At 57.7% G+C, this 19383-nt stretch carries 22 protein-coding genes and 1 tRNA gene; 11 read left to right on the forward strand and 12 right to left on the reverse strand.

Features of this window, described 5'->3' with window-relative positions; genetic code table 11:
• Positions 1-50: 50 nt before the first annotated feature.
• Both ACM66T_RS00410 and ACM66T_RS00415 read left to right on the forward strand, forming a co-directional pair.
• Complete coding sequence (locus ACM66T_RS00410) at positions 51-1853, forward strand: menaquinone biosynthesis decarboxylase (protein WP_231019616.1); 1803 nt, start codon at positions 51-53, stop codon at positions 1851-1853.
• Entirely contained in the window at positions 1850-2584 is a 735-nt protein-coding gene (locus ACM66T_RS00415; protein ID WP_231019617.1) for a phytanoyl-CoA dioxygenase family protein, read from the forward strand. The genes ACM66T_RS00410 and ACM66T_RS00415 overlap by 4 nt, the downstream gene beginning before the upstream one ends.
• A gap of 130 nt (positions 2585-2714) precedes the next feature.
• On the opposite strand, the gene ACM66T_RS00420 is transcribed toward ACM66T_RS00415, so the two are convergent.
• From ACM66T_RS00420 to ACM66T_RS00455, 8 genes are all read right to left on the reverse strand, one after another.
• Positions 2715-3350, reverse strand: a complete 636-nt coding sequence (locus tag ACM66T_RS00420) for a hypothetical protein (RefSeq protein ID WP_231019618.1) — start codon at positions 3348-3350, stop codon at positions 2715-2717.
• A 287-nt stretch (positions 3351-3637) separates the two neighbouring features.
• Entirely contained in the window at positions 3638-4195 is a 558-nt protein-coding gene (locus tag ACM66T_RS00425) for a hypothetical protein (protein WP_231019619.1), read from the reverse strand.
• 327 nt (positions 4196-4522) lie between these two features.
• The gene (locus tag ACM66T_RS00430; RefSeq protein ID WP_416768670.1) at positions 4523-4753 is read right to left on the reverse strand and encodes a thioredoxin family protein; all 231 of its coding nucleotides are present in this window, start codon (positions 4751-4753) and stop codon (positions 4523-4525) included.
• Positions 4754-4765: 12 nt separating this feature from the next.
• Positions 4766-5749, reverse strand: a complete 984-nt coding sequence (locus ACM66T_RS00435) for a hypothetical protein (protein ID WP_231019621.1) — start codon at positions 5747-5749, stop codon at positions 4766-4768.
• 9 nt (positions 5750-5758) lie between these two features.
• Positions 5759-6703 (reverse strand): permease, encoded by a 945-nt coding sequence (locus ACM66T_RS00440; protein ID WP_231019622.1) that lies wholly within the window; start codon positions 6701-6703, stop codon positions 5759-5761.
• Positions 6704-7111, reverse strand: a complete 408-nt coding sequence (locus ACM66T_RS00445) for an arsenate reductase ArsC (protein ID WP_231019624.1) — start codon at positions 7109-7111, stop codon at positions 6704-6706.
• The gene (locus ACM66T_RS00450) at positions 7108-7434 is read right to left on the reverse strand and encodes an ArsR/SmtB family transcription factor (protein WP_231021248.1); all 327 of its coding nucleotides are present in this window, start codon (positions 7432-7434) and stop codon (positions 7108-7110) included. Before ACM66T_RS00450 ends, ACM66T_RS00445 begins: the two co-directional genes overlap by 4 nt.
• 2 nt (positions 7435-7436) lie before the next feature.
• A complete protein-coding gene (locus ACM66T_RS00455) occupies positions 7437-7892 on the reverse strand; it encodes an ArsI/CadI family heavy metal resistance metalloenzyme (protein WP_231019625.1) in 456 nt (151 codons plus the stop codon).
• Positions 7893-8044: 152 nt separating this feature from the next.
• Here ACM66T_RS00455 and ACM66T_RS00460 point away from each other — a divergent pair, with 152 nt between their 5' ends.
• Genes ACM66T_RS00460 through ACM66T_RS00470 form a run of 3 tightly spaced genes read left to right on the forward strand, consistent with a single transcriptional unit; the run spans position 8045 to position 9911 of the window.
• Positions 8045-8785, forward strand: a complete 741-nt coding sequence (locus ACM66T_RS00460) for a DUF4395 domain-containing protein (RefSeq protein WP_416768671.1) — start codon at positions 8045-8047, stop codon at positions 8783-8785.
• Positions 8786-8794: 9 nt separating this feature from the next.
• Positions 8795-9502 carry a cytochrome c biogenesis CcdA family protein gene (locus ACM66T_RS00465; RefSeq protein WP_231019627.1) on the forward strand — a complete coding sequence of 236 codons (708 nt, stop codon included), beginning with the start codon at positions 8795-8797 and terminating at the stop codon, positions 9500-9502.
• Between the two features lie 10 nt (positions 9503-9512).
• Entirely contained in the window at positions 9513-9911 is a 399-nt protein-coding gene (locus ACM66T_RS00470; RefSeq protein ID WP_416768672.1) for a thioredoxin family protein, read from the forward strand.
• A 3-nt stretch (positions 9912-9914) separates the two neighbouring features.
• Here the strand turns inward: ACM66T_RS00470 and ACM66T_RS00475 are convergent, their stop codons facing one another.
• Positions 9915-10478, reverse strand: a complete 564-nt coding sequence (locus tag ACM66T_RS00475) for an NUDIX domain-containing protein (RefSeq protein WP_231019629.1) — start codon at positions 10476-10478, stop codon at positions 9915-9917.
• 107 nt (positions 10479-10585) lie between these two features.
• Here ACM66T_RS00475 and ACM66T_RS00480 point away from each other — a divergent pair, with 107 nt between their 5' ends.
• Positions 10586-11377 carry a GTP cyclohydrolase I gene (locus ACM66T_RS00480; RefSeq protein WP_231019630.1) on the forward strand — a complete coding sequence of 264 codons (792 nt, stop codon included), beginning with the start codon at positions 10586-10588 and terminating at the stop codon, positions 11375-11377.
• Between the two features lie 10 nt (positions 11378-11387).
• Positions 11388-11939 (forward strand): 6-carboxytetrahydropterin synthase, encoded by a 552-nt coding sequence (locus ACM66T_RS00485; RefSeq protein WP_231019631.1) that lies wholly within the window; start codon positions 11388-11390, stop codon positions 11937-11939.
• Positions 11940-12202: 263 nt separating this feature from the next.
• Here the strand turns inward: ACM66T_RS00485 and ACM66T_RS00490 are convergent, their stop codons facing one another.
• The gene (locus ACM66T_RS00490; RefSeq protein WP_231019632.1) at positions 12203-12595 is read right to left on the reverse strand and encodes a hypothetical protein; all 393 of its coding nucleotides are present in this window, start codon (positions 12593-12595) and stop codon (positions 12203-12205) included.
• 88 nt (positions 12596-12683) lie between these two features.
• Between ACM66T_RS00490 and ACM66T_RS00495 the strand changes: the two genes are divergently transcribed.
• Genes ACM66T_RS00495 through ACM66T_RS00510 form a run of 4 tightly spaced genes read left to right on the forward strand, consistent with a single transcriptional unit; the run spans position 12684 to position 17503 of the window.
• Positions 12684-15806, forward strand: coding sequence for an efflux RND transporter permease subunit (locus tag ACM66T_RS00495; protein ID WP_231019633.1), 3123 nt, complete (start codon positions 12684-12686; stop codon positions 15804-15806).
• Between the two features lie 12 nt (positions 15807-15818).
• Positions 15819-16526, forward strand: coding sequence for an HlyD family efflux transporter periplasmic adaptor subunit (locus tag ACM66T_RS00500; protein WP_231019634.1), 708 nt, complete (start codon positions 15819-15821; stop codon positions 16524-16526).
• Between the two features lie 4 nt (positions 16527-16530).
• Positions 16531-17019 carry a GNAT family N-acetyltransferase gene (locus ACM66T_RS00505; RefSeq protein ID WP_231019635.1) on the forward strand — a complete coding sequence of 163 codons (489 nt, stop codon included), beginning with the start codon at positions 16531-16533 and terminating at the stop codon, positions 17017-17019.
• Positions 17020-17050: 31 nt separating this feature from the next.
• A complete protein-coding gene (locus ACM66T_RS00510; RefSeq protein WP_231019636.1) occupies positions 17051-17503 on the forward strand; it encodes a hypothetical protein in 453 nt (150 codons plus the stop codon).
• 743 nt (positions 17504-18246) lie between these two features.
• Here the strand turns inward: ACM66T_RS00510 and ACM66T_RS00515 are convergent.
• Positions 18247-18322, reverse strand: a tRNA-Ala gene (locus tag ACM66T_RS00515).
• A 66-nt stretch (positions 18323-18388) separates the two neighbouring features.
• The gene (locus ACM66T_RS00520) at positions 18389-19378 is read right to left on the reverse strand and encodes an argininosuccinate synthase domain-containing protein (protein ID WP_231019640.1); all 990 of its coding nucleotides are present in this window, start codon (positions 19376-19378) and stop codon (positions 18389-18391) included.
• Positions 19379-19383 lie beyond the last annotated feature (5 nt).

Here is a 19383-nt window from a genome sequence, read left to right on the forward strand (position 1 = left end):
CTGTTCTCATGTAGGTTTTTTAGAGTTGCTCTGGGATACAATACGGAATTATGAAGATTATTGAGACCCTCTCCCCCTGGATCAGGACCATCGACGAACCCCTCGACGTCAACCTCGAGATCCCCCATATCGCCTATGCGGAGATCAAGAAGGCCGCGCCGAAGATTCTCGTGTTCACCCACCCAGTTGACAAGGCGCTCGGCAAAACCTACGATATGCCTGTCGTGATGAACATTTTTGCCAATGACGCCGTCGTCGAGACGATTTTCGGCACGACGCCGGACGCCATCGCGGCGAAGGTGCAGAAAGCGCTGAAGCTGAAGCCGCCCAAATCGCTCTCGGACAAGCTGGAGACCTTCAAGTTCCTCTTTGACCTCCGCAACGTCTTCCCCAAGCGCCTGAAATCCGCCGGGGAGTGCCAGGCGCGGGAGATCGCATCGCTCAGCGAGCTGCCGATCCTCAAAACCTGGTCCGAGGACGGCGGCAAGTTCATCACGATGGGACAGGTCTACACGCAGAGCCTCGACGGCGAGATCCACAACGTCGGCATGTACCGCCTGCAGGTCTACGACGACAAACGCCTGGGGATGCACTGGCAGATCCACAAGGACTCAAACCACCTTTTCCACCAGTATAAAAAAGCCGGCCGCAAGATGCCCGTCTCCGTCGCCATCGGCGGCGACCCGCTCTACACCTGGTGCGGGACGGCCCCGCTGCCCCACGGTATCTTCGAGCTGATGCTCTACGGCTTCGTGCGCAACAAGCCTGCTCGTCTCGTCAAATGCAAAACGAACCCGATCCACGTTCCCGAAGATGCGGATATCGTCATCGAGGGGTGGGTCGACCCGGAGGTGACGGAGATCGAAGGGATGTTTGGCGACCATACCGGCTACTACACGCTCAAAGAGCCCTACCCGGTGCTCGAAGTGAGCCGCATCACCGCGAAAAACGACCCGGTGTTCTACGCGACCGTCGTCGGCAAGCCACCGCTCGAGGACAAATATATGGGGCTTCCGACGGAGCGGATCTTCCTGCCGCTGTTGCAGACGCAGGCGCCGGATCTCAAAGACTACAAGATGCCGGAGAACGGGGTGTTTCACAACCTTATTCTCTGCAAGATCGCCCCGCAGTACCCGGGCCACAGCCTGCAGATCATGCATGCGCTCTGGGGCGTGGGGCAGATGAGCTTCGTCAAGCACGCCCTCTTCGTCGACGAATCGGCCCCGGAGCTGGGGGATTACGAAGCGCTCACGAAGCATATCCTCGACCGCCTCAGCCCGGAGGCCGTGACGATCACGACGGGGATCGTCGACGCCCTCGACCACTCCGCGAGCAGGCCCCTTATCGGCGGCAAGCTCGGCATCGACGCAACGGGCAGTGTCGTGGAACGCACCATCGACCTGCTCGATGACGCCGCGCTGCTGAAGAAAGTGAAAACGATCGACAGCGATGTCGTCGCGCTGAAGCAGTACATGACGCAGAGCGCGAACCCGGTGACGGTGATCCAGTACGAGAAGAAGCGCCCGGCGCGCGAACTCTTCGAGGCGCTGAAGCCGCTTAGCGGACACATTGCGATCGCCGTGTTCGTCGACACGCGCCAGAACGACGTGAACAACCCCTACATGCTTGTGTGGCGGGTGACGAACAACATCGACGCGCAGCGCGATGTCTGGCTGGAGGAGATGATCGGTGTCGACGGGACCAACAAGGACCCGATGGACGGTTTTACACGCGAGTGGCCCGGTGACGTCGTTTGCGACGCGGACGTTTTTGCCGACCTGCGCGCACGGGGTCTGATCGACCTCGACGACGAGACGGTGGACCGATACCAGTTGGTGGGAGAGAGTAAATGAAACTGAGTGATGCGCAGCTGGCGCAGTTTGAGCGCGACGGGTACATCCTGCTGCGCGGCTTTGCCGACAAGGCGCGCTGCGAGGCGATCCTGGCGGCAGCCAAAGAGGAGATCGAGGCGCGGACACCGCCGATTGAGACGGAAGGGGAGTATACGGGTTCGAACAACTCGACCCTGCGCCGCCTGCGCCAGGTCTATGACCGCCGCGAGATTTTCCGCGACTGGATGACAGACAAAGAGATCCGCCCGATGCTGGCGCAGGTGCTCCACGACACCCCGGTCCTGACCCTGGCGCACCATAACTCCATCATGACGAAGATGCCCTCGAAGAGTACGGAGAGCCGCTGGCACCAGGACCGCCGCTACTGGCACTTTGAAAACGACAACCTCGTCAGCGTCTGGCTGGCACTGGGTGATGAGCGGATGGAGAACGGGGTGCTGGAGTTTATTGACGGCAGCCACAAACTTGAATACCGACCGGAACAGTTCGATACCGATACCAGCTTTCTGACGGGGCTGCCGGAAAACGACGCCCTTATTGCCAAGAAGGTGCATTATGACCTGCATGCGGGCGACGTTATCCTGTTTCACTGCCGGACACTGCACCACGCCTACGACAACCAGACCGACGAACCCAAGATCGCTTTCGTCTATACGGTCAAGGGCGCTTCTACCAAGCCTATTCCGGGTACCCGTTCCGCTGACTACCCCGAGGTTGTGCTCGAGGTCTGATCACGCTTGCCTTCCTCTTCGGAGGCGGCGAACCGTTACTGCGGTGTCTGAAACGCGGCAAAACAGTGTGGTCGATTCAATTGGGTGTTCGTAGGGAAAATGGGGGACCGACGCCGGAGGCGCCGCGGCGTCATTTGACGCTGACGACGATCGGTGCGGAGGTTTTGTGGGCGCTTGAGATGTGGCACTCGCGTGTCGGGTAGACCGAAACGTTCGCGGCGACGCGATAGGTCCCGGTGTTTCTTGCTGTGATGTTATAGATCACTTCCGAGCCGTTCGGGTGGGCACGCAAACACTCGACAGAGGGCGCATCCGTAGCGAATCCGAGACCGCTGAACGTGACCTGGACGCCGTGGGCATCGCTCCCTGAGAGCGGAAAATCTTTTGCTTTGACAATAACGCGCAGGCTGATCGGTTCGCCGACGGCGACTTTCTCTCTGTCCGGAACAAGCTCCACCGTATATTTTTCAAAAGGACTGTCGGCAACGGGGGCCGCAGCGGCAAGCGTCGGCATGGAGACCGGCTCGGGTTCGGCGACAGGTGCCGGCTTGGCCTTGGCGACAGCCTTCGGTTTTTCCGGGGCGGGTTTCGGCGCCATCGGAAGCGGGACCGGTTCGACTTCCGGTGAATTGGGTTCATTGACAATGCCGAGAACTTCCGGTTCCCCCACATTCTGCGCCGCTGGCTCCGCATTTTTCAGACATCCGCTAAAGAGCAGACTGACGGCCAGAAGGGATCCGACATACCGCACATACTTTTGAATCATATTCTTCCTTTTCTTTGATGAAATTGGGCCCGGTCCTCTCACCTCCCTGGCCCACCAGAAACCTTCGAATTCTTTCTTTATACATATTTATATGCATATTTTAAAGGTTTCCAAAGGTCATTATTATATCACAGTGATAACATTTTATTGCAATATTTTAGAAAATTTTTGCGCTTTGCAGAAAAGGTGATAAAGAAGTAATATGAATAATCCGTGCGACTGCTGGAATAATGAAGGCTTATGACTGTGGACCGGCACAGCAGAGCTCTGCCATCGCCGGTACGCTTTTATTTGACGTTAACGGTCAGTGCGTTCGACTGTTTCGTAACGCGTGAAGCTTCGCAGTGGCGGGTAGGGTAGAAGGCGACGTTCGCAACGACATCGTAGGTGCCGGCGTTGGCCGCCGTCACGTTGTAGATGATGTCCGAACCGTTGGGGTGCACCCGCAGACACTCGACCGCCGGCGGATTCGCCGCAAAATCGAGACCGCTGAAGGTGACGGTTACCCCGTGTGCCTCATGCCCGGTCAGCGGGAAGCCGTTGGCTTTGACGTGGACGTAGAGACTGACGTTCTTGCCGACGTCGAGACTGGTGTCATCCATGGAAACCTCGACATTGTAGAGGTCGCAGGGTTTATCCTCTGCCGCTGCATTCTTAGCCGCAGCTGGTTTTGCCTTTGCAACCGGCTTCGGTGCGGCAGGTTTCGGTGCGGGGGCTGCAGCTTCCGCTTTGGCTGCCGCCGGTGCCGCGGCCTCCGCTACAGGCTGCTGCTTAGCGGCCGGTGCCGGCGCAGGCTCCGCATTCTTGGATGCGGCACACCCTCCGACAAGCATACTGACAGCCAAAAGGCATCCTAACTGCTTCAAGCGATGGTTCATACTCTTCCTCCTCCTTGGTTCGGTATGGCCCGGAGTGTCGGCCCCGGGAAAGCAGAAACCTTTAAGCATTTCTATTTGTGATAACTATTTTATAGCATTAAAAGTTTCCTAAGCCATTGTATCACAATTACAACAATTTATTACAATTATTCGAAAAATTTTTCCAAACGTCGGCTGGGCTGGGCAGATGGCGTGAAGGGATGGAGGAAGCAGCTGCTTTGGTGTTGAGGGTCGTCCCTGTTCGGCGGCGCGAGGCAGGGACGTGAAGATTGTTCCGTGGTCTGACCGGTCGCGCTAGGCGATCATGGCCAGGATCTCGTCGACGCTCGGCACACGGCCCGTCGACTTCACCTCGCCGTCGATGACCAGCCCCGGCGTGCTCATGACCCCGTAGGCCATGATCTTCTGCAGGTCGCTGACCTTCTCTACTTGAAGGAATTTGCCGCTCTTGGCGACCGCCTGTTTTACTTTTGCCTCGAGCTCGTTGCACTTGCTGCAGCCCGTGCCCAGAATTTCGATTTTCATGATGGTTCTCCTTTAATGGCTCTGTTTGATCGTATCGTAGAACGGCTCGACCGGGCCGGAAACGACGTAGGCGCCTACGGGGCCGGCTGCGGCGAGGAAGCGCGGGTCGAGGTGCGAATTTTCATGGTCGTACATGTTCTCCCAGACGCCATGCATGATATAGCTGCGGGTATCGCCGTCGGCAAACGCGTTTTGAAGGATTTCGGTCGTCACCGCTTTGCGGTAATAGCTGTTCTGCGCCGTACCGGCCTGGCCGTTCGGATACCGGTCATCATATGCCGCATCGTGAACGTCGGGCCGGAAGGTTTGCTGCGCCGTGCCCAGCAAACGCGCGACTTTTTGATTGAAGGCTTCCCGGTTGGCATCCTTGATCATGACATGGTTTTCAACGGTGACGTAGCGGTTTTTCACTTCGTCGGACTGGTGTTGCAGGAAGGTCCTGATCTCATCGGGGGTCGTATAGAGCTTTTGGCGGTCCCCTGCGGCAACGGTCGTGTAGATCCCTTCGTAATACGCAAGCTTGATCGGCGTCTTTGTCGGAGGCGTCGTCGGTTTGTAGGCAAAGAGCGACGGGACGATCTGCTCGGCAAACCACGCCTGTACCTGGGAGGCGATCAGCGCATCGTAGGAGTCGAAACGGATGAAGAGCGTATAGAAAAGCGGGAGTTTCGGGGAGGTGGGATGGCCGTTGCCGTCGGCATAGCCGCGGTCGAGCACCCCTTTGAGGTGGGCGGGGTAGTTGCGCACCATGGTCGACTCCCCCGTCATCTGTTTGAACGAGAAGCTCAAAAAGCCCTTTTCCCCTTTCAGGAAGGAGGCGAGTCCGTCGATATTGTTGAGCACCCTTTTCTTCTCGGGCATCGGGACGCGCAGCTCATAATAGAGCGTTACGGCCCCCTCGGGTTTTTTCTCCGCGGTTGCGGCGTGCGATGCGGCCGGGAAGATGGCCGCCCCTGCCATGACCGCACCCATGCCTAAAAAGTTTCGTCTTTCCATAGTGACTCCTTACAAGATGATGTTGAACAGATAGCCGACGCCGATGATCCCGACACCGATAATGGCGAAGAAGGTGGCGATGAGCCTGGTGTGCAGGATCTGTTTGAGGATGATCGCTTCGGGCAGGCTCAGCGCCGTCACCGCCATCATGAACGACAGCGCGGTACCCAGCAGCATTCCCTTCTCCGTCAGGACCTCCACCAGCGGCATGACGCCGGCGGCCGAGGCATACATCGGGATGCCCATCACTGCCGCGACGGGCACGGCGTACCAGGCGTCGCCGCCGGCGTAGTCGGCGATAAACTCCGCCGGGACAAAGCCGTGGAACCATGCGCCGACACCGACGCCGGCCATGACCCAGAGGTAGATCTTTTTAAAGATCTCCAGGGTCGCTTTCCAGGCGTCGCCGGCGCGCTGGGCGAGGTTCAAGGACGTCGCCGCCACATGGAGGTCGCCCTGCATCACCGGCACGTCCAGCAGCACGTACTGCTCCGCTTTCGTCCGGCCGATCAGCCAGCCGCCGATGATCGCCACGGCCAGCCCGAAGCCGATGTACAGTGCGGTGATCTTCCAACCGAAGAGCCCGAAGAGCATGGCGATGGCGATCTCGTTGTTCAGCGGGGCCGAAATGAGAAAGCTGAAGGTGACGCCGACGGGGATGCGCGCCTGCAGAAATCCCAGGAAAAGGGGAATGGCCGAACAGGTGCAAAAGGGGGTGATGATCCCGAAGAGGGCGGCCAGGATATTGCCCGTGAACTCTTTTTTCCCGGCGAGGTAGGCCCGCACCATCTCGGTGTTCATCCAGGTGCGCAGGAACGAGACGGCAAAGATGATGGTGATCAGCAGGAACCAGATCTTGACCGTATCGTAGAGGAAAAAGTGAAGCGCGTCGGCGAGCCGCCCCTGGAGGTGGAGCGTCTCGTAGACGAAGGTGCGGCTGAGGTCATGCCACATCTAGCAGAGCTCCGCTTTGATGACGGGCAGGAGCTCCCGCTCGATCAGGTCGAGGGTTTTGGCGTACTCCGCTTCGGCTTTGCCCGAGGGGTCTTCGAAGCCGACGTGGATCGTCTTGACCGCCTTGGGGAACATCGGGCAGGTCTCCTTGGCGTTATCGCAAACGGTGACGACGAGGTCGAAGGCGTTGTTCAGAACCGTTTCGATCACCTTGGAGTGGTACGCCTCTTTCCAATACCCTTTGGATTCAAGCAGGGCCTGGGCGTTGGGGTTGACTTTCCCGCTGGCCTTGACGCCGGAGCTGAACGCCTCGACGCAGTCGCCGAGCTTGGCGTTGATCAGCGCTTCGGCCATAATGGAGCGGCAGCTGTTGCCGGTGCAGAGGATCAGTACTTTCTTTTTGCTCATAGTTTACACCCTTGATCGGTTTCGGAGAGTTTGTGGAGTTTCGGCAGGTCGATGCCGAGGTGCCGGATCTCCTCGAGCGCTTCGCTGCGGAAGCGGTCCAGGGGAAAACGGATGGCATAGTAGGCCCAGGTCCCTTTGCGCTCGACCTTCAGGAAACCCGCCTCTTTGAGGATCTTGAGATGGCGCGAGAGGCGCGACTGGATCATCTCCAGTGAGCTTTGCAGGTCGCAGACGCAGAGCGGCCCGTGCTCGTCGAGGAAACGCAGGATCAGCACCCGCGTCTCGTCGTTGAGGGCCGCGACGCTTTTGAGGAAGACATCCATGCTCAGCAGCCCCCGGCCGTCGACCATTTTCCGTTTTCGGAGAAGGTCGGCTGGCAGCAGCCCACCCCGCCGGTAAAGGCGTCGCCGCCGAACACCTCGATCTGCTCCATCGTGTGGTAGTTTTCCCAGATGACCTCCTGGGGGTCCTGGACCCAGTACTTGTTCGACGCGGCGTAGCAGCACTGCGCGCCGCTCTGTTTCTCGCCCGCAATGCCCGCGGCGACGAGGCGGGCCTCGGTCTCGGCGACGGCTTCGTCGCTGTCGAACTGCAGCCCCAGGTGGTTGAGGCCGCGCTTGCTCTTGCCCGTGGAGATCGCGAAGTTGATAGCCGGATCGTCGATGAGCCACTGCAGGTAATCCGCTTTTTCCTTCGTCGGTTCCGTGCCGAACAGGGCGGTATAGAACGCCCGGCTTTTGTCGAGATCGTCGACGGAGATATGGATGTGGAGACGTTTCATGCTGTTTCCTTTCGCCATTTGGATAGCAGCATTGTAGCCAATCAATTTATAAATATCAAGATATATTGATTTATTACCCTTAGTGTGCTATAGTTCCCATCATTAAAGAGGCGTCCGGTCATGATGCCTCTATATTTATATGGAGAAACAGCGTGGATTTTAAAAGCTTCTTCGCCTACGGTGAAAAGGTGCCCGGGTACGAGGTGGGCATGCTCAATGAGAGAGAGGCGCGCGCGGCGGCGGCGATTCTGTTTGTCGGCGCCTTCCTGGGGTTGACGAACGGGGTGATGCTGGGCACGGCGGTCTTTTCCAAATACTTCGTGACTTTCTTCGCCGTCGATTTTACGCTGCGTATCATCCAGCCTCGCTATGCGCCGAGCTTGATGCTGGGGCGTTTTTTCGTCCGGAACCAGAAACCCGAGTACGTCGGGGCCGCCCAGAAGCGTTTTGCCTGGATCCTGGGCTTTCTGCTGGCCTGGCCGATGTTCTACTACCTGGTCATCGACTTCCAGCCCAACCCGCTCAAAGTGCTGGTCTGTCTCATCTGTATGGCGCTGCTCTTTTTTGAAGCGGCCTTCTCCATCTGCCTGGGGTGCAAGATCTTCGCGTGGATCAAACGCAAAGATCCGAAGTACTGCCCGGGCGGCGTCTGTGAAATGAACTATAAAGAGCCCATCCAGACCTTCTCACCGCTGCAGAAGTTCATTCTCATCACCACCGTATTGGTTATGGGGTACGGTACCTACGCCTATTTCGCCAAGCTGCCCGACCGCACCATCTTTGTCAAAAAGATGAAAATGCTGATGATGAGCCAGGCGGAGCTCGATGCGTTGGAGGCGGCCAAAGATCAGGCGGAAGAGGACGCCTTCTTCAGCGACGACGACGATTTCTGATCCTGCCGAATGATGCTTGAACAGAGCCTGGCCGAACTGGTCGGCCACTACGGTTTTATCGCCCTTGTTGCCTCCTTCGGCATCGGGGTATTGACCTCACTGGCGCCCTGTTCCATCATCACGCTGCCGCTGCTCATCGGCAGCGTGCTCGGTCTGTCCGCGGAGATGACCCCAAGACAGAAACAGCGCTTTGCGCTCTACTACTCCCTGCTTTTTGTCACCGGACTCGTTATCAGTTTTTCCCTGCTCATGCTGACGGTGGCCAAGGCCGGGACGCTGCTCAGCGTCGCGCCCTTCTGGGCCTACGCACTTGCCGCGATGGCAACTTTCCTGGTTACCGCCTATGCTATGGGGTGGCTGGGGCAGATCGACAAGGCGCTTATTGCCGGCCGGCTGCTGAAGTTCAAACTGGCGGGCGCGCTGCTCATCGGCATGATATTCGGCCTCGTCAGCACGCCGTGCGCTTCGGCGCCGCTGGTGGCCATCATCGCCGTGGCGGAACAGAGCGGCTGGGCCTACTCTTATGCCCTGGTGCTGCTCTTTGCGCTGGGGCACGGTCTATTGCTGCTGGCCGCGGGGATTTCCCTGGGATTCGCCCAGAAGATGGTGTCGAGCCCGTTGCTGGCGAGAATTGCAAACGGGATCAATGCTCTTTTCATCCTGCTGCTTGCCGCCATCGCGGTCCACCTGGCCTACCAGGCTTATCTTGTCTTTTAAAAGGGGTGATATGTTTCGAATGTTCTTGATCGGTTTTATGCTGCTGCTGGGCGGCTGCGGCCAGGAAAAAGCGTCCCATGAGTCGAGGCTGAACGTGACGCCGTATAACCTCGCCGCTCCAAAGATCGGCCGCGGCAAACCGGTGCTGCTTGAACTGGGCTCGACGTCGTGCCGAAGCTGTGAAGATATGGCGCGCACGCTGTACAGAATCAAAAAACAGCATCCGCGCAGCGCCATCTACTTTATCGACATCCGGCGGGAACGGCAGGTGGCGGTGCAATATGATGTCCGCATGATGCCGACCCAGGTGATCCTCGGCGGCAGCGGGAAGATCGTCTACAGGCATATCGGGCCTTCGGAAACGAAAGAGTTGACCGAGACGCTCACGCGCTTCGGCGTCCTACAGTAACTTCTACTTCGCGAAAAACCAGTAAAACGCGAACATCAGCCCCGGGGTTTTCGCCCTGTTTTCATCAAAAACAAAGGCGTTAGCCTCCGTGAGCGGGACCCACTCGAGCACGATCTCCTCGGTGTGGATGCCGCCGCCGTCGTGGGCGCGCATTGCCTCGTCGATTTCGGCAAAGTAGAGGTGCTGCTGCCCGCCGGAGATGCCGACGTTGGTGAAGAAGGAGGTGATCTTCTCGATCTTTTCCAGAGGGACGTCGTAGCCGCACTCCTCGTCGATCTCCTCCTTGGCGATCTGGAGCAGAGGGGCCTTTTTGTCGACGATCCCCGCGCAAAGCTCGTATGTGAACAAGTGTTCAGGGTGGTTCATGTGCACCGGGGGGCGGAACTGTTTGACGAGGAGGAAGGCCTCACGTTCGGTATGGTAGAGCAGGACGGCGACGCTGTCGTGGCTCTTGACGGCCTCCCAGCTCAGCTCGCGGCCGTTTTGCGTATAGAGGATGCGGACGGGGCGTACGAACGCCGGCGCTTCCAGGGGGATCGTCTCAAAGCGGGTAATCTTGAATGGCATGTTACAATCATATAAAGCAAAGCTTAAATTGATGCCAGCGTTTCAAAAGCGCTAGACATGTTGGCGTTTGGCTACTACAATGCCCCCATTATTCCAGAGGAGAAGCGATGGTCCCGACACAAGAGGAGCTTGACGCATTTATCCGCGAACGGTTTTTCTGCCACTTCGGCCACGAGGATGAAACAGCACTCGCGAGCGCCGTGGAGGAGTACCGAGCCGTCAAGGCGTTCCGCGTCAACGAAAATATCCATGAAACCGGCCAGCGCCTTTCTGAGGAGGGGCACTATGTCATGCGCCTCTATGCGATGTTTTACATGGGGCAGGTGCTCGACGCGCTTAAAATCGACCGCGAAGATCCCAACGTCATGGAAGACAGCGCCTGCGGTAACATCGGAACGGCGGGGCGCATCGCGAAGATGTATACCGGGGCCGTGCCCGAGGACGAGCGCGAGCTGATGAGCGGCCGCTGGAACCCCGAGCCGCGTATGGCGACCTTCCCCAACAATGCGCAGACGCACGAGCCCGTCTTTGTCACGACGCAGCTCGATGCCGTCTGCAGCCACCACTTTATCCGTTTCGGGCAGGACCAGGCGGACACGGGCTCCGTGGTCGTCGTCGGCTACATTCCGCGCGAAAAGCTCGGCGGTATCAGCAAGATCAACCGTTTCGTCAACTGGTGCGCGCGCCGCGGCTGGCTGCAGGAGGATCTGACGCGCTACATCGGCAACAAGATCATGCAGGTCTTCGAGACGGATTCCGTTTACGTGGGCCTCTTCAATCTCAAACACGGCTGCACGGCGTTCCGGGGCGCGTGCGACATCAACGCCTCGACCTCGACGACCTACGTGACGGGCGCGTTCGAAAAAGACCGCAGCCTCATCCCGCTGAAGTTCCAGTGAGGCGGGCGGCATGACGTGGATTATCGATAAACAGTTCGACTTTTGTTACGGCCACCGGGTCTGGTCGCAGAGCCTCGAGACGGAGTATAGCCTCGACGACTGCCTGATGTGCCGCCACCTGCACGGGCACCAGGGGCGGATCAAGATCTTTCTCGCCGCGGAGACGCTGCAAAACGGGATGGTGACCGATTTCAAACACCTCAACTGGTTCAAGCAGTGGCTCGACGCGACCCTGGACCACAAGTTCATCATCGACCGCAACGACCCGCTCTTTCCCGATATGATGTCGCATTACTGCGCGGACGGCAAAATGGACGACGCCCGCTTTTTCCTGCACGATGAAGGGTACTGGACGCCGCGGCTGGAAGTCGTCGACGGCGAGATCGGGGCGATACGCGAAAAATACGAGGGGATGGTCATTGTCGATTTCGTTCCCACCAGCGAACAGCTGACGGCGTGGATGCTTAAGATCGTACAGAAAAAGATGGCGCCGCTGGGCATCAGGGTGAACTCCGTCGAATTCTGGGAGACGCCGAAATCGCATTGTGAAATAAAAGCGTAGTTGAAATGTGCACCCGGAGGGTGCGACAAAGAAGGAAAAACACTGTATCCGGGAGTAAAAAGGAGTTTCAAAAACAGGAGGGTTCGTGAAAAAAACCGGATACAGCTATAGGCATCATAGCGCTTTGGACGCAATGTTGCCCCTGCATTTTCCATTGGATAAAAAAAATTAATCTTTTTTCAGGTTTCTACGTCAACGCAGAGTACGGCGGGCATTTGAAAGCCGGAGATATCCGGCTTCGGGCGGTGAGAGTGTAGTGCCCCTTAGGCGAGCTGGGCAGAGACGCTGCGCAGGACGGCTTCGGCCTTGGCGGGATCACCGGCGTATTTGCGGATATGCACGCCGTACTCGGCCATGGCCGCCGCCGTGTTCTTGCAGGCGCGGCTGACGACGACAAAGTCGCAGTCTTCGAGCGCCGCGCCCATTTTGAAGTGCTCTTTGATGTGATCTTCGTCGTCGTGGTCGTGGTCGCACTGGTGCTCCTCGTCGGCATGCTCATGGTCGAGGTCGGTGCGGGGGTTGGCCCGCAGCCCTTCGAGTTCGAAGGCGCGGAACATGCCCGCACCCTTGACGGTGTAGACGGCAAAAAAGGGTGTATGTCCGGCATTGCCGAAAAACTGCAGGGTATCGTCTTTGACGGGAACGGCTACTTTCATAAGGGGCTCCTTACGCAATAAAGTTAATTTTCGAAAATTATAACCGAAAATGCTTGACCAGCGGCAAACGGCGGCGATATAATCGCGTATGCTGAAAATCATCGAGTATTTTATCCGCAACAAACGGCTCAACTACGTGCTGTTGCTCTTCGTGCTTTTTATGGGCGTCAACGCCTACGTCTCTATCCCCAAAGAGCTCTTCCCGCTGGTGACCCTGGACCGGGTGACAATCAGCGGCGGGTACGCGGGGAGTAGCGCGGATAACCTCGACAAAATGGCCGTGCGCGATATCGAGGATGCGCTCGGCAGTATCGACGGCATCGACAAGATCGAAACCGTCATCAAACCCGGTAGCTTCGCGATCGTCCTGACGCTGCAGGAGGGGGCGAATGAAAACGACGCGCTCAACAAGGCCAAAGACGCCATTGCCAAAAGCCGGCAGTACCTTCCGTCGGACATGGTCGAACCGGTGGCGACGCTGGCGGTGCACAACCGCCCCCTCGTCTCCCTTTCGCTCTCCAGCGATACGCTGACGCACGGAGAGCTGGTCGAGGCGGCCAAGGAGATCAAGACCCGTTTCGCCCGCTATCCGAACATCAGCGAAGTGGTGATGTACGGGGATTCGGACGAAGAGGTCTCCGTCCGACTCGACTCGAAAGCGATCGAAGCCCTCGGGCTCAGCCGCAGCGCCGTGACGTCGGCGATCGCTAATCTTTCGTATATCTATCCCATCGGGAACATCGAACAGAAAGGGGACTTCGTCTTCCTCTCCACCGTCCACGGCAAGCCCGATGTCGCGGCGTGGGAGACGACGATGCTCGGCGTCGGGGGCAAATACGTCCGTCTGGGGGAGATCGCCCGCATCGTGATCGAACACCCCCAGGACACGACGATCTCGACCTTCAACGGCCGCCCCAACATTACGCTCAATCTCTCCAAGGGGGACAACGGCAACGCCATCGCCCTCTCCCGGGAGCTGGTACATTTTGCAAAGAGCCTTCAAGGCGACTATCCGCAGATCCATTTCGACTTCTACCACGACACCTCCAAGCCGGTGCAGAGCCGTCTGGAGACCGTATTGTCGAACCTGATGTTCGGGCTGATTCTCGTTTTCCTCTCCATGGCGCTGCTGATCAATGTCCGCATCGCTTCCATCGTGGCCATGGGGATCCCCTTCTCCTTCGCGATCGGCATCGTCTTTATCTATGTGCTGGGCTACTCCATCAACATCGTCTCGCTGCTCGGTGCGCTCATCGTCATCGGGATCGTCGTCGACGACGCCATCGTCGTCTCCGAGAACATCCAGCGTCACCTCAACGAGGGGATGGAACGGCACGCCGCCGTGATGACGGGACTGCGGGAGATGATCCTGCCGGTCTCCCTGGCGACGGTGACGACCGTCGTCGCCTTTTTGCCGCTCTTTATGCTCAGTGGGGAGATCTCCAAGTTCATCATCCTCATCCCCATCATGGTCATTATGATCTTGATGGGCTCGCTGATCGAGAGCTTCCTCTTTCTGCCGCTGCATGCCGAGGAGGTGCTCAGGAAGCAGAAAAATATGGTCGACTGGACGCGCATCCAGAACGGCTATGAAACGATCCTGCACGGGCTGATCCGGTACAAAAAGAGCGTACTCGCTCTCTTCCTGATCACGGTGCCGCTGCTGACCTTTTTTACGGTCAAGAGCATGAACTTTCAGTTCTTCCCGGAGCATGACGGCTCGTTCCTGTATGTGACGGGGAAACTCGACATCAATACCCCGATCGAGGAGACGGCGGAGATCGCCCGGGTCATCGAGCGGCGCATTCTGGCGGAAGGGGAGCGGTTCGCGCTCAAATCGGTCTCGACGGTCACGGGTTCGCGGGTCTCCATGGCCGGGGACGCGGAAACCGGGGAGCATGTGTTTTTGGTGACGATGGAGCTCTACGACATGGTGCCGGACAACGTTTTCGACCGCTACCTTGCACCGCTGCTGAACTTCTCTTTCAATTATGACGATCCCGAAAAACGGCGGACAAAACACACCTATGAACTCGTTGACGATCTCGAGGCGTTGGTCACGCCGCTGCGGCAGCAGTATGTCTTCGAGGAGCTGGGCGTCCGGGAACAGCGGGCCGGCGTCGTGCGTATCGATGTCCAGGTCAACTTCTCCGGGGCGGACGAAGCGAAGACGGTCGCGGCGATGGAGCAGGTGCAGTCGGCGCTGGAGAAGGTCAATGGGGTCGTTTCCGTCAGCAACAACCTCGAACCGGGGATGCGGGAGATCCGGCTGCGCGTCAACGACTACGGCGAGCGGCTGGGGCTGAGCGAAGCGGAAGTGGCCCGGACACTTTCGGCCTATTTTCTCGACAACCGCAGGGCGATGACTTTCAACGAGAGCGGGGTCATGGAGATCAAGACCCGCGCCCTGGAAAAAGACCGCCTGAGCACGCTGGAGCGGTTCCAGTACCCGCTCTCCGACGGCACCTACGTCAACCTCGGCGATATTGTCGCCTTTGAGAGCCGCCGGGACTTTAACCAGATCGAAAAACGCGACGGCACGGTGGTGAAGACGGTATTTGCGAAGGTCAACAAGCGGGTTACGACCCCGTCGCAGGTGCTGCAGCAGATCGCCCCGGTACTGGACGCGGTGCGCAAAACGGGGGTGAAGGCGGAGCTGTTCGGGGAGCAGGAGCGCAACGATCAGTTGGCATCGGATATGAAGCGTGCCGTCGTCGTCGCCCTCTTCTTGATGTTGATCACCCTGCTGTTCGTCTTCCCTAAGATCAAGTACGCGCTTATTGTCATGTCGGTGATCCCCCTCTCCATTCTCGGGGCGCTGGTGGGCCACAAGCTGATGGGGATGAACCTCACCATGCCGGGGGTCATCGGGCTGCTCGGACTGGCAGGGGTCGTTATCAACGACGGGATCATCATGCTCGATTTCCTGCACGGCACCCACGATACGCGCGCGTTCTACGAAAGGGCGAAGATGCGCCTGCGGCCGATTCTGATTACTTCCATCACGACCTTCCTCGGCCTCTTTACGCTGATCTTTTATGCGACCGGGCAGGCGGTGATCCTGCAGCCTATTGCCGTTTCCATTGGTTTCGGCCTGCTGTGGGGCACGGTGCTGAACCTGCTGTACGTGCCGACGCTCTACGCCGTCATCAACGGCATCGGACCCACCACGACATCACAGGCATCGGAGCAGAGACATGCTACTATTTGAGAGGAGAAAATGATGAGAAAAAGTTTAATGATACTGCTGGCGGCGCTGCCGCTGGTAGCGGGAAGTTACAAGGCGAAAGTGGAGCCCTATGACGCGCACACGGTGAGCACGGAGGTTTCGGGGCGCATCGTCAAGCTCGACCAGCGCGACGAGCTCAAGACCCTCAACAAGGTCGTGATCGAGATCGACCATGCGCTTGACGATATCCAGCTGGCAAACGACCGCCGGAAACTGCAGCTGCTGCAGGAACAGATCGCCGTCAAGCAGGCGCAGTACGACAGTATCAAGGATCTTGCGAGCCAGAACCGCTTTACGAAGGACCAGTACAAGACGGAGCTGCTTGCGCTGAAGATGCAGGCGGAAGACCTGCAGAGCGTCATTGCCCAGCTGGAGGATACGATCGCCAAAAAGCGCATTGCGCTCCGCGGGCAGTACCTGAAGACTCTCTATGTGCGCCAGGGCGAATACGTTGCCCCGGGCACGAAGCTGATGAAGGTCGAGGACCACGGCGGGGGGAGGCTGGTACTCTACATCGACGCGGCGGACCGTGCGATCCTGGACGGGGCGAAGGTTACGGTCGAGGGGAGCAGCGGCTGGAAGATCGAAAAAGCGGCGACGAGCACGGATGAAACCTACGTCTCCTACTACCGCGTCGATCTCGTCAAGCGCGGCAATGTGCCGCTGGGCGGCGTTGTTTCCGTCACCATCGAGAAGCCCTGAGTTGATGCGCATCGTTCCTGTGACCACGCCGGAGCAGGCGGCGCTCTGCGCTTCCCTGGCCGAGACGATCTGGCGGGAGTTCTATACGCCGATCATCGGGGCGGAGCAGGTGGCTTATATGCTGCGCTCCTTGCAGTCCGCCGATGCCATCAGTATGCAGATGCAAGACGGGTACCGCTACACGCTGCTTTATGACGGCGAGACGGCGGTCGGGTACTGCGCCACCGTCCCCGAAGACGATGCGCTCAAGGTGAGCAAACTCTACGTGCTTCAATCGAAGCGGGGAAAAGGCGGGGGGCGCCTGATGCTGGAGCACTGCGCGGCGGAAGCGAAGGCGGGCGGATTCAAACGGCTGCTGCTCACCGTCAACCGCCACAACCCTTCCGTCGCGTTCTACGAGCATGAGGGGTTTACGAATGCCGGCCCCCTGGTCCAGGGGATCGGCGGCGGCTTTGTCATGGATGACTATGTGATGGTCCGCCCCATTCGGTGAGGCGAAGGTATGAAACAGAAGGAGAGAGCGCATGATTAAAGAAGTGACGGCGGCAGGATTGGCAGTGGCGGCGGTACTGGGCCTGGGGGCGTGCAGCAAAAAGGCCCCTGATTGCGACGCGGAGGAAGTAGTCGCGTACTTGAAACATGACGACGGCGTGCTCAAGGGCTTCATCGAACGGCGTTATGAACTCACCAAGGTCGTCGACGGCGGGCTGGAAGGGAACCGGCGCGAGTGCAGCGCCGTTCTGACGACGACGGTCACCCTCAAAGAGGACCTCGGGACCATTATGGAAGAGGCGCAGAAAGCGAGCAAAAGCAAAGGGATATCGGGCCAGCTGATGGTCGGAAGCTATCTGATGGGACTGTCGCTGCTGGGGCTGCAGAAAAAGGGCGATGCGAGCGTCGACGAGAGCGCGCTGACCTATACGACCGCCTACACGGAAAAAGGGGAGTCCGTCATCACTGTGACGAATGTGCAGTAGCCTTTGCGGCCGTCAATGGGTAAATGTGTTTTAAGAAAATAATTGAGTTGTCAGAGAAACGTTTTGTGGGAGATGGTGGCTCTACCACAAACGGAATAGTTACTTCCAACAGCGTATTTAAGCCTCTTAATAAATATACTGAATTATTGAAAGTACATTATGAAGTACATAATTTTTTTTTGTTACTCATAGATATTTCGATAGCACGGTAGGATGAAAGAGTTAGTTAGAAGATCATGTAATTAAAAGTCCTTCAGACTTGGAACCAGGTGTCGTAAGATATTGGGGACAAGTCTTCTCCCCCCACACCATTCTCTAAAAATATGAATTTCAAAGCATTTTTTTCAATAATGCAAAATCATTGAAAAATTGAGATAGATATTTTTTATTCTCGTATAAGCAGTTCGTAATTGTCAAGTAATTAAGGCCCTAAACTGTGGACTTAAAGCTTGTTTTCCGTTTTCTAGTCATATAAAGCTTATCCCCAGAAAGGAATATACTCAGCAAACTTAGAAGATTCACTCTCTGGGTTTTTTGGCTTAATGAGCTTTTTCTCTACGCCTTCTTTTATTAGGCGTGAAACCATAGATCGTTGGTAGTATATGTGGCAGGGTACATTAATAAGTACATTAGGGGCATGGATTTGTGCAAATTGCAATGGACTATCTGAGATTGATTTGATGGATGAAAGCCCTATTTCCTGGCTTTTGTAAGACTATTAAGGATTGTTTCGGATTAATGGATGGTGGACCCTACCGGGATCGAACCGGTGACCTCTTCGCTGCCAGCGAAGCGCTCTCCCAGCTGAGCTAAGGGCCCGGGAGATTTTTAAGAGGCAAAATTATACTTGCCGCTGACTTAAGGAAGTTTGAAACGACCCCCTGATCAGAGGATCGAGTATTTTGCTGCCTCGGCGCGGGCGGCCAGAGGGGTCGTCGTAACGGTTTCGCCGTTCACGTCGAGAGTGTATTCCTCTTCCGGCGAGGTTTTGCAATAGGTGAGGATGCTGCGGGCGGCGAAAGCGCGGTCGCTCTCGCTGGCATCTTTGCTCAGCAGCACGTGCGGCCCTGGGATGCCGACGGTCTGGATGTGCATGAATTTCGCGTTGTCGATCTCCTGCAGTTTCGCGTTCTCCTCCTGGTCGCGGCCGATGACCATCTTGGCGCCCTCGGGCAGGCGGAAGTGGCGGCCCCATTTGAGGACGGGGATGTCCGGCACGTCGAACTGCTCATCAAACTTGATGTAGTCGCGGATCTTGATGGCGAAGTTGGCATCGGTCAGCAGACAGCCGCCGCCCGGGCTCTCGTAATCTTCAAGGCCGAACTGTTCGGCGAGCTCCATCTGGCGTTCGCGGCTGCGGCCGAGGATCCCTTCAAGCTTGTCGCGGTCGACCCACCCCTCCTCTTCGGCGATGGTCGGCGCCAGGCGCTTGGCGCTCATCGGGCGCAAGAGAAGGCCGTCGACGTTGGCTTCGTTAAGGACCTTGATGAGGGCGTCTTTGTTCTGGCTCATCGGGCGCTGGCCGAGGACCTCGCCGCTGATGAGGAAGCTTGCGCCTTCCGCTTCCATGATACGCTTGGCGACTTCGAACATTTTCGCATGGCAGTCGATGCAGGGGTTGAAGTGCTTGCCGTAGCCGTGTTTGGGGTCGAAAAGGACCGTCTGGAGGTACTCGCTCTGGATATCGATGATGCGCAGTTCCGCGCCGACCTGGTCGCACATGTTCTGCATATGCGCGCGGCGGTCCTTGGTGGCGCCGAAACCGGTGTTGATGTTGCAGGCGATGACGTCAATCCCCTGGTCGATGATGAGCTTCATGGCAAGCGTGGAGTCGAGCCCGCCGGAGAAAAGCGCGATGGCTTTACGTTTTGACATTGGTA

It is taken from the genome of Sulfurimonas sp. ST-25 (genome assembly GCF_048079205.1).
Lineage (GTDB): Bacteria > Campylobacterota > Campylobacteria > Campylobacterales > Sulfurimonadaceae > Thiomicrolovo > Thiomicrolovo sulfuroxydans.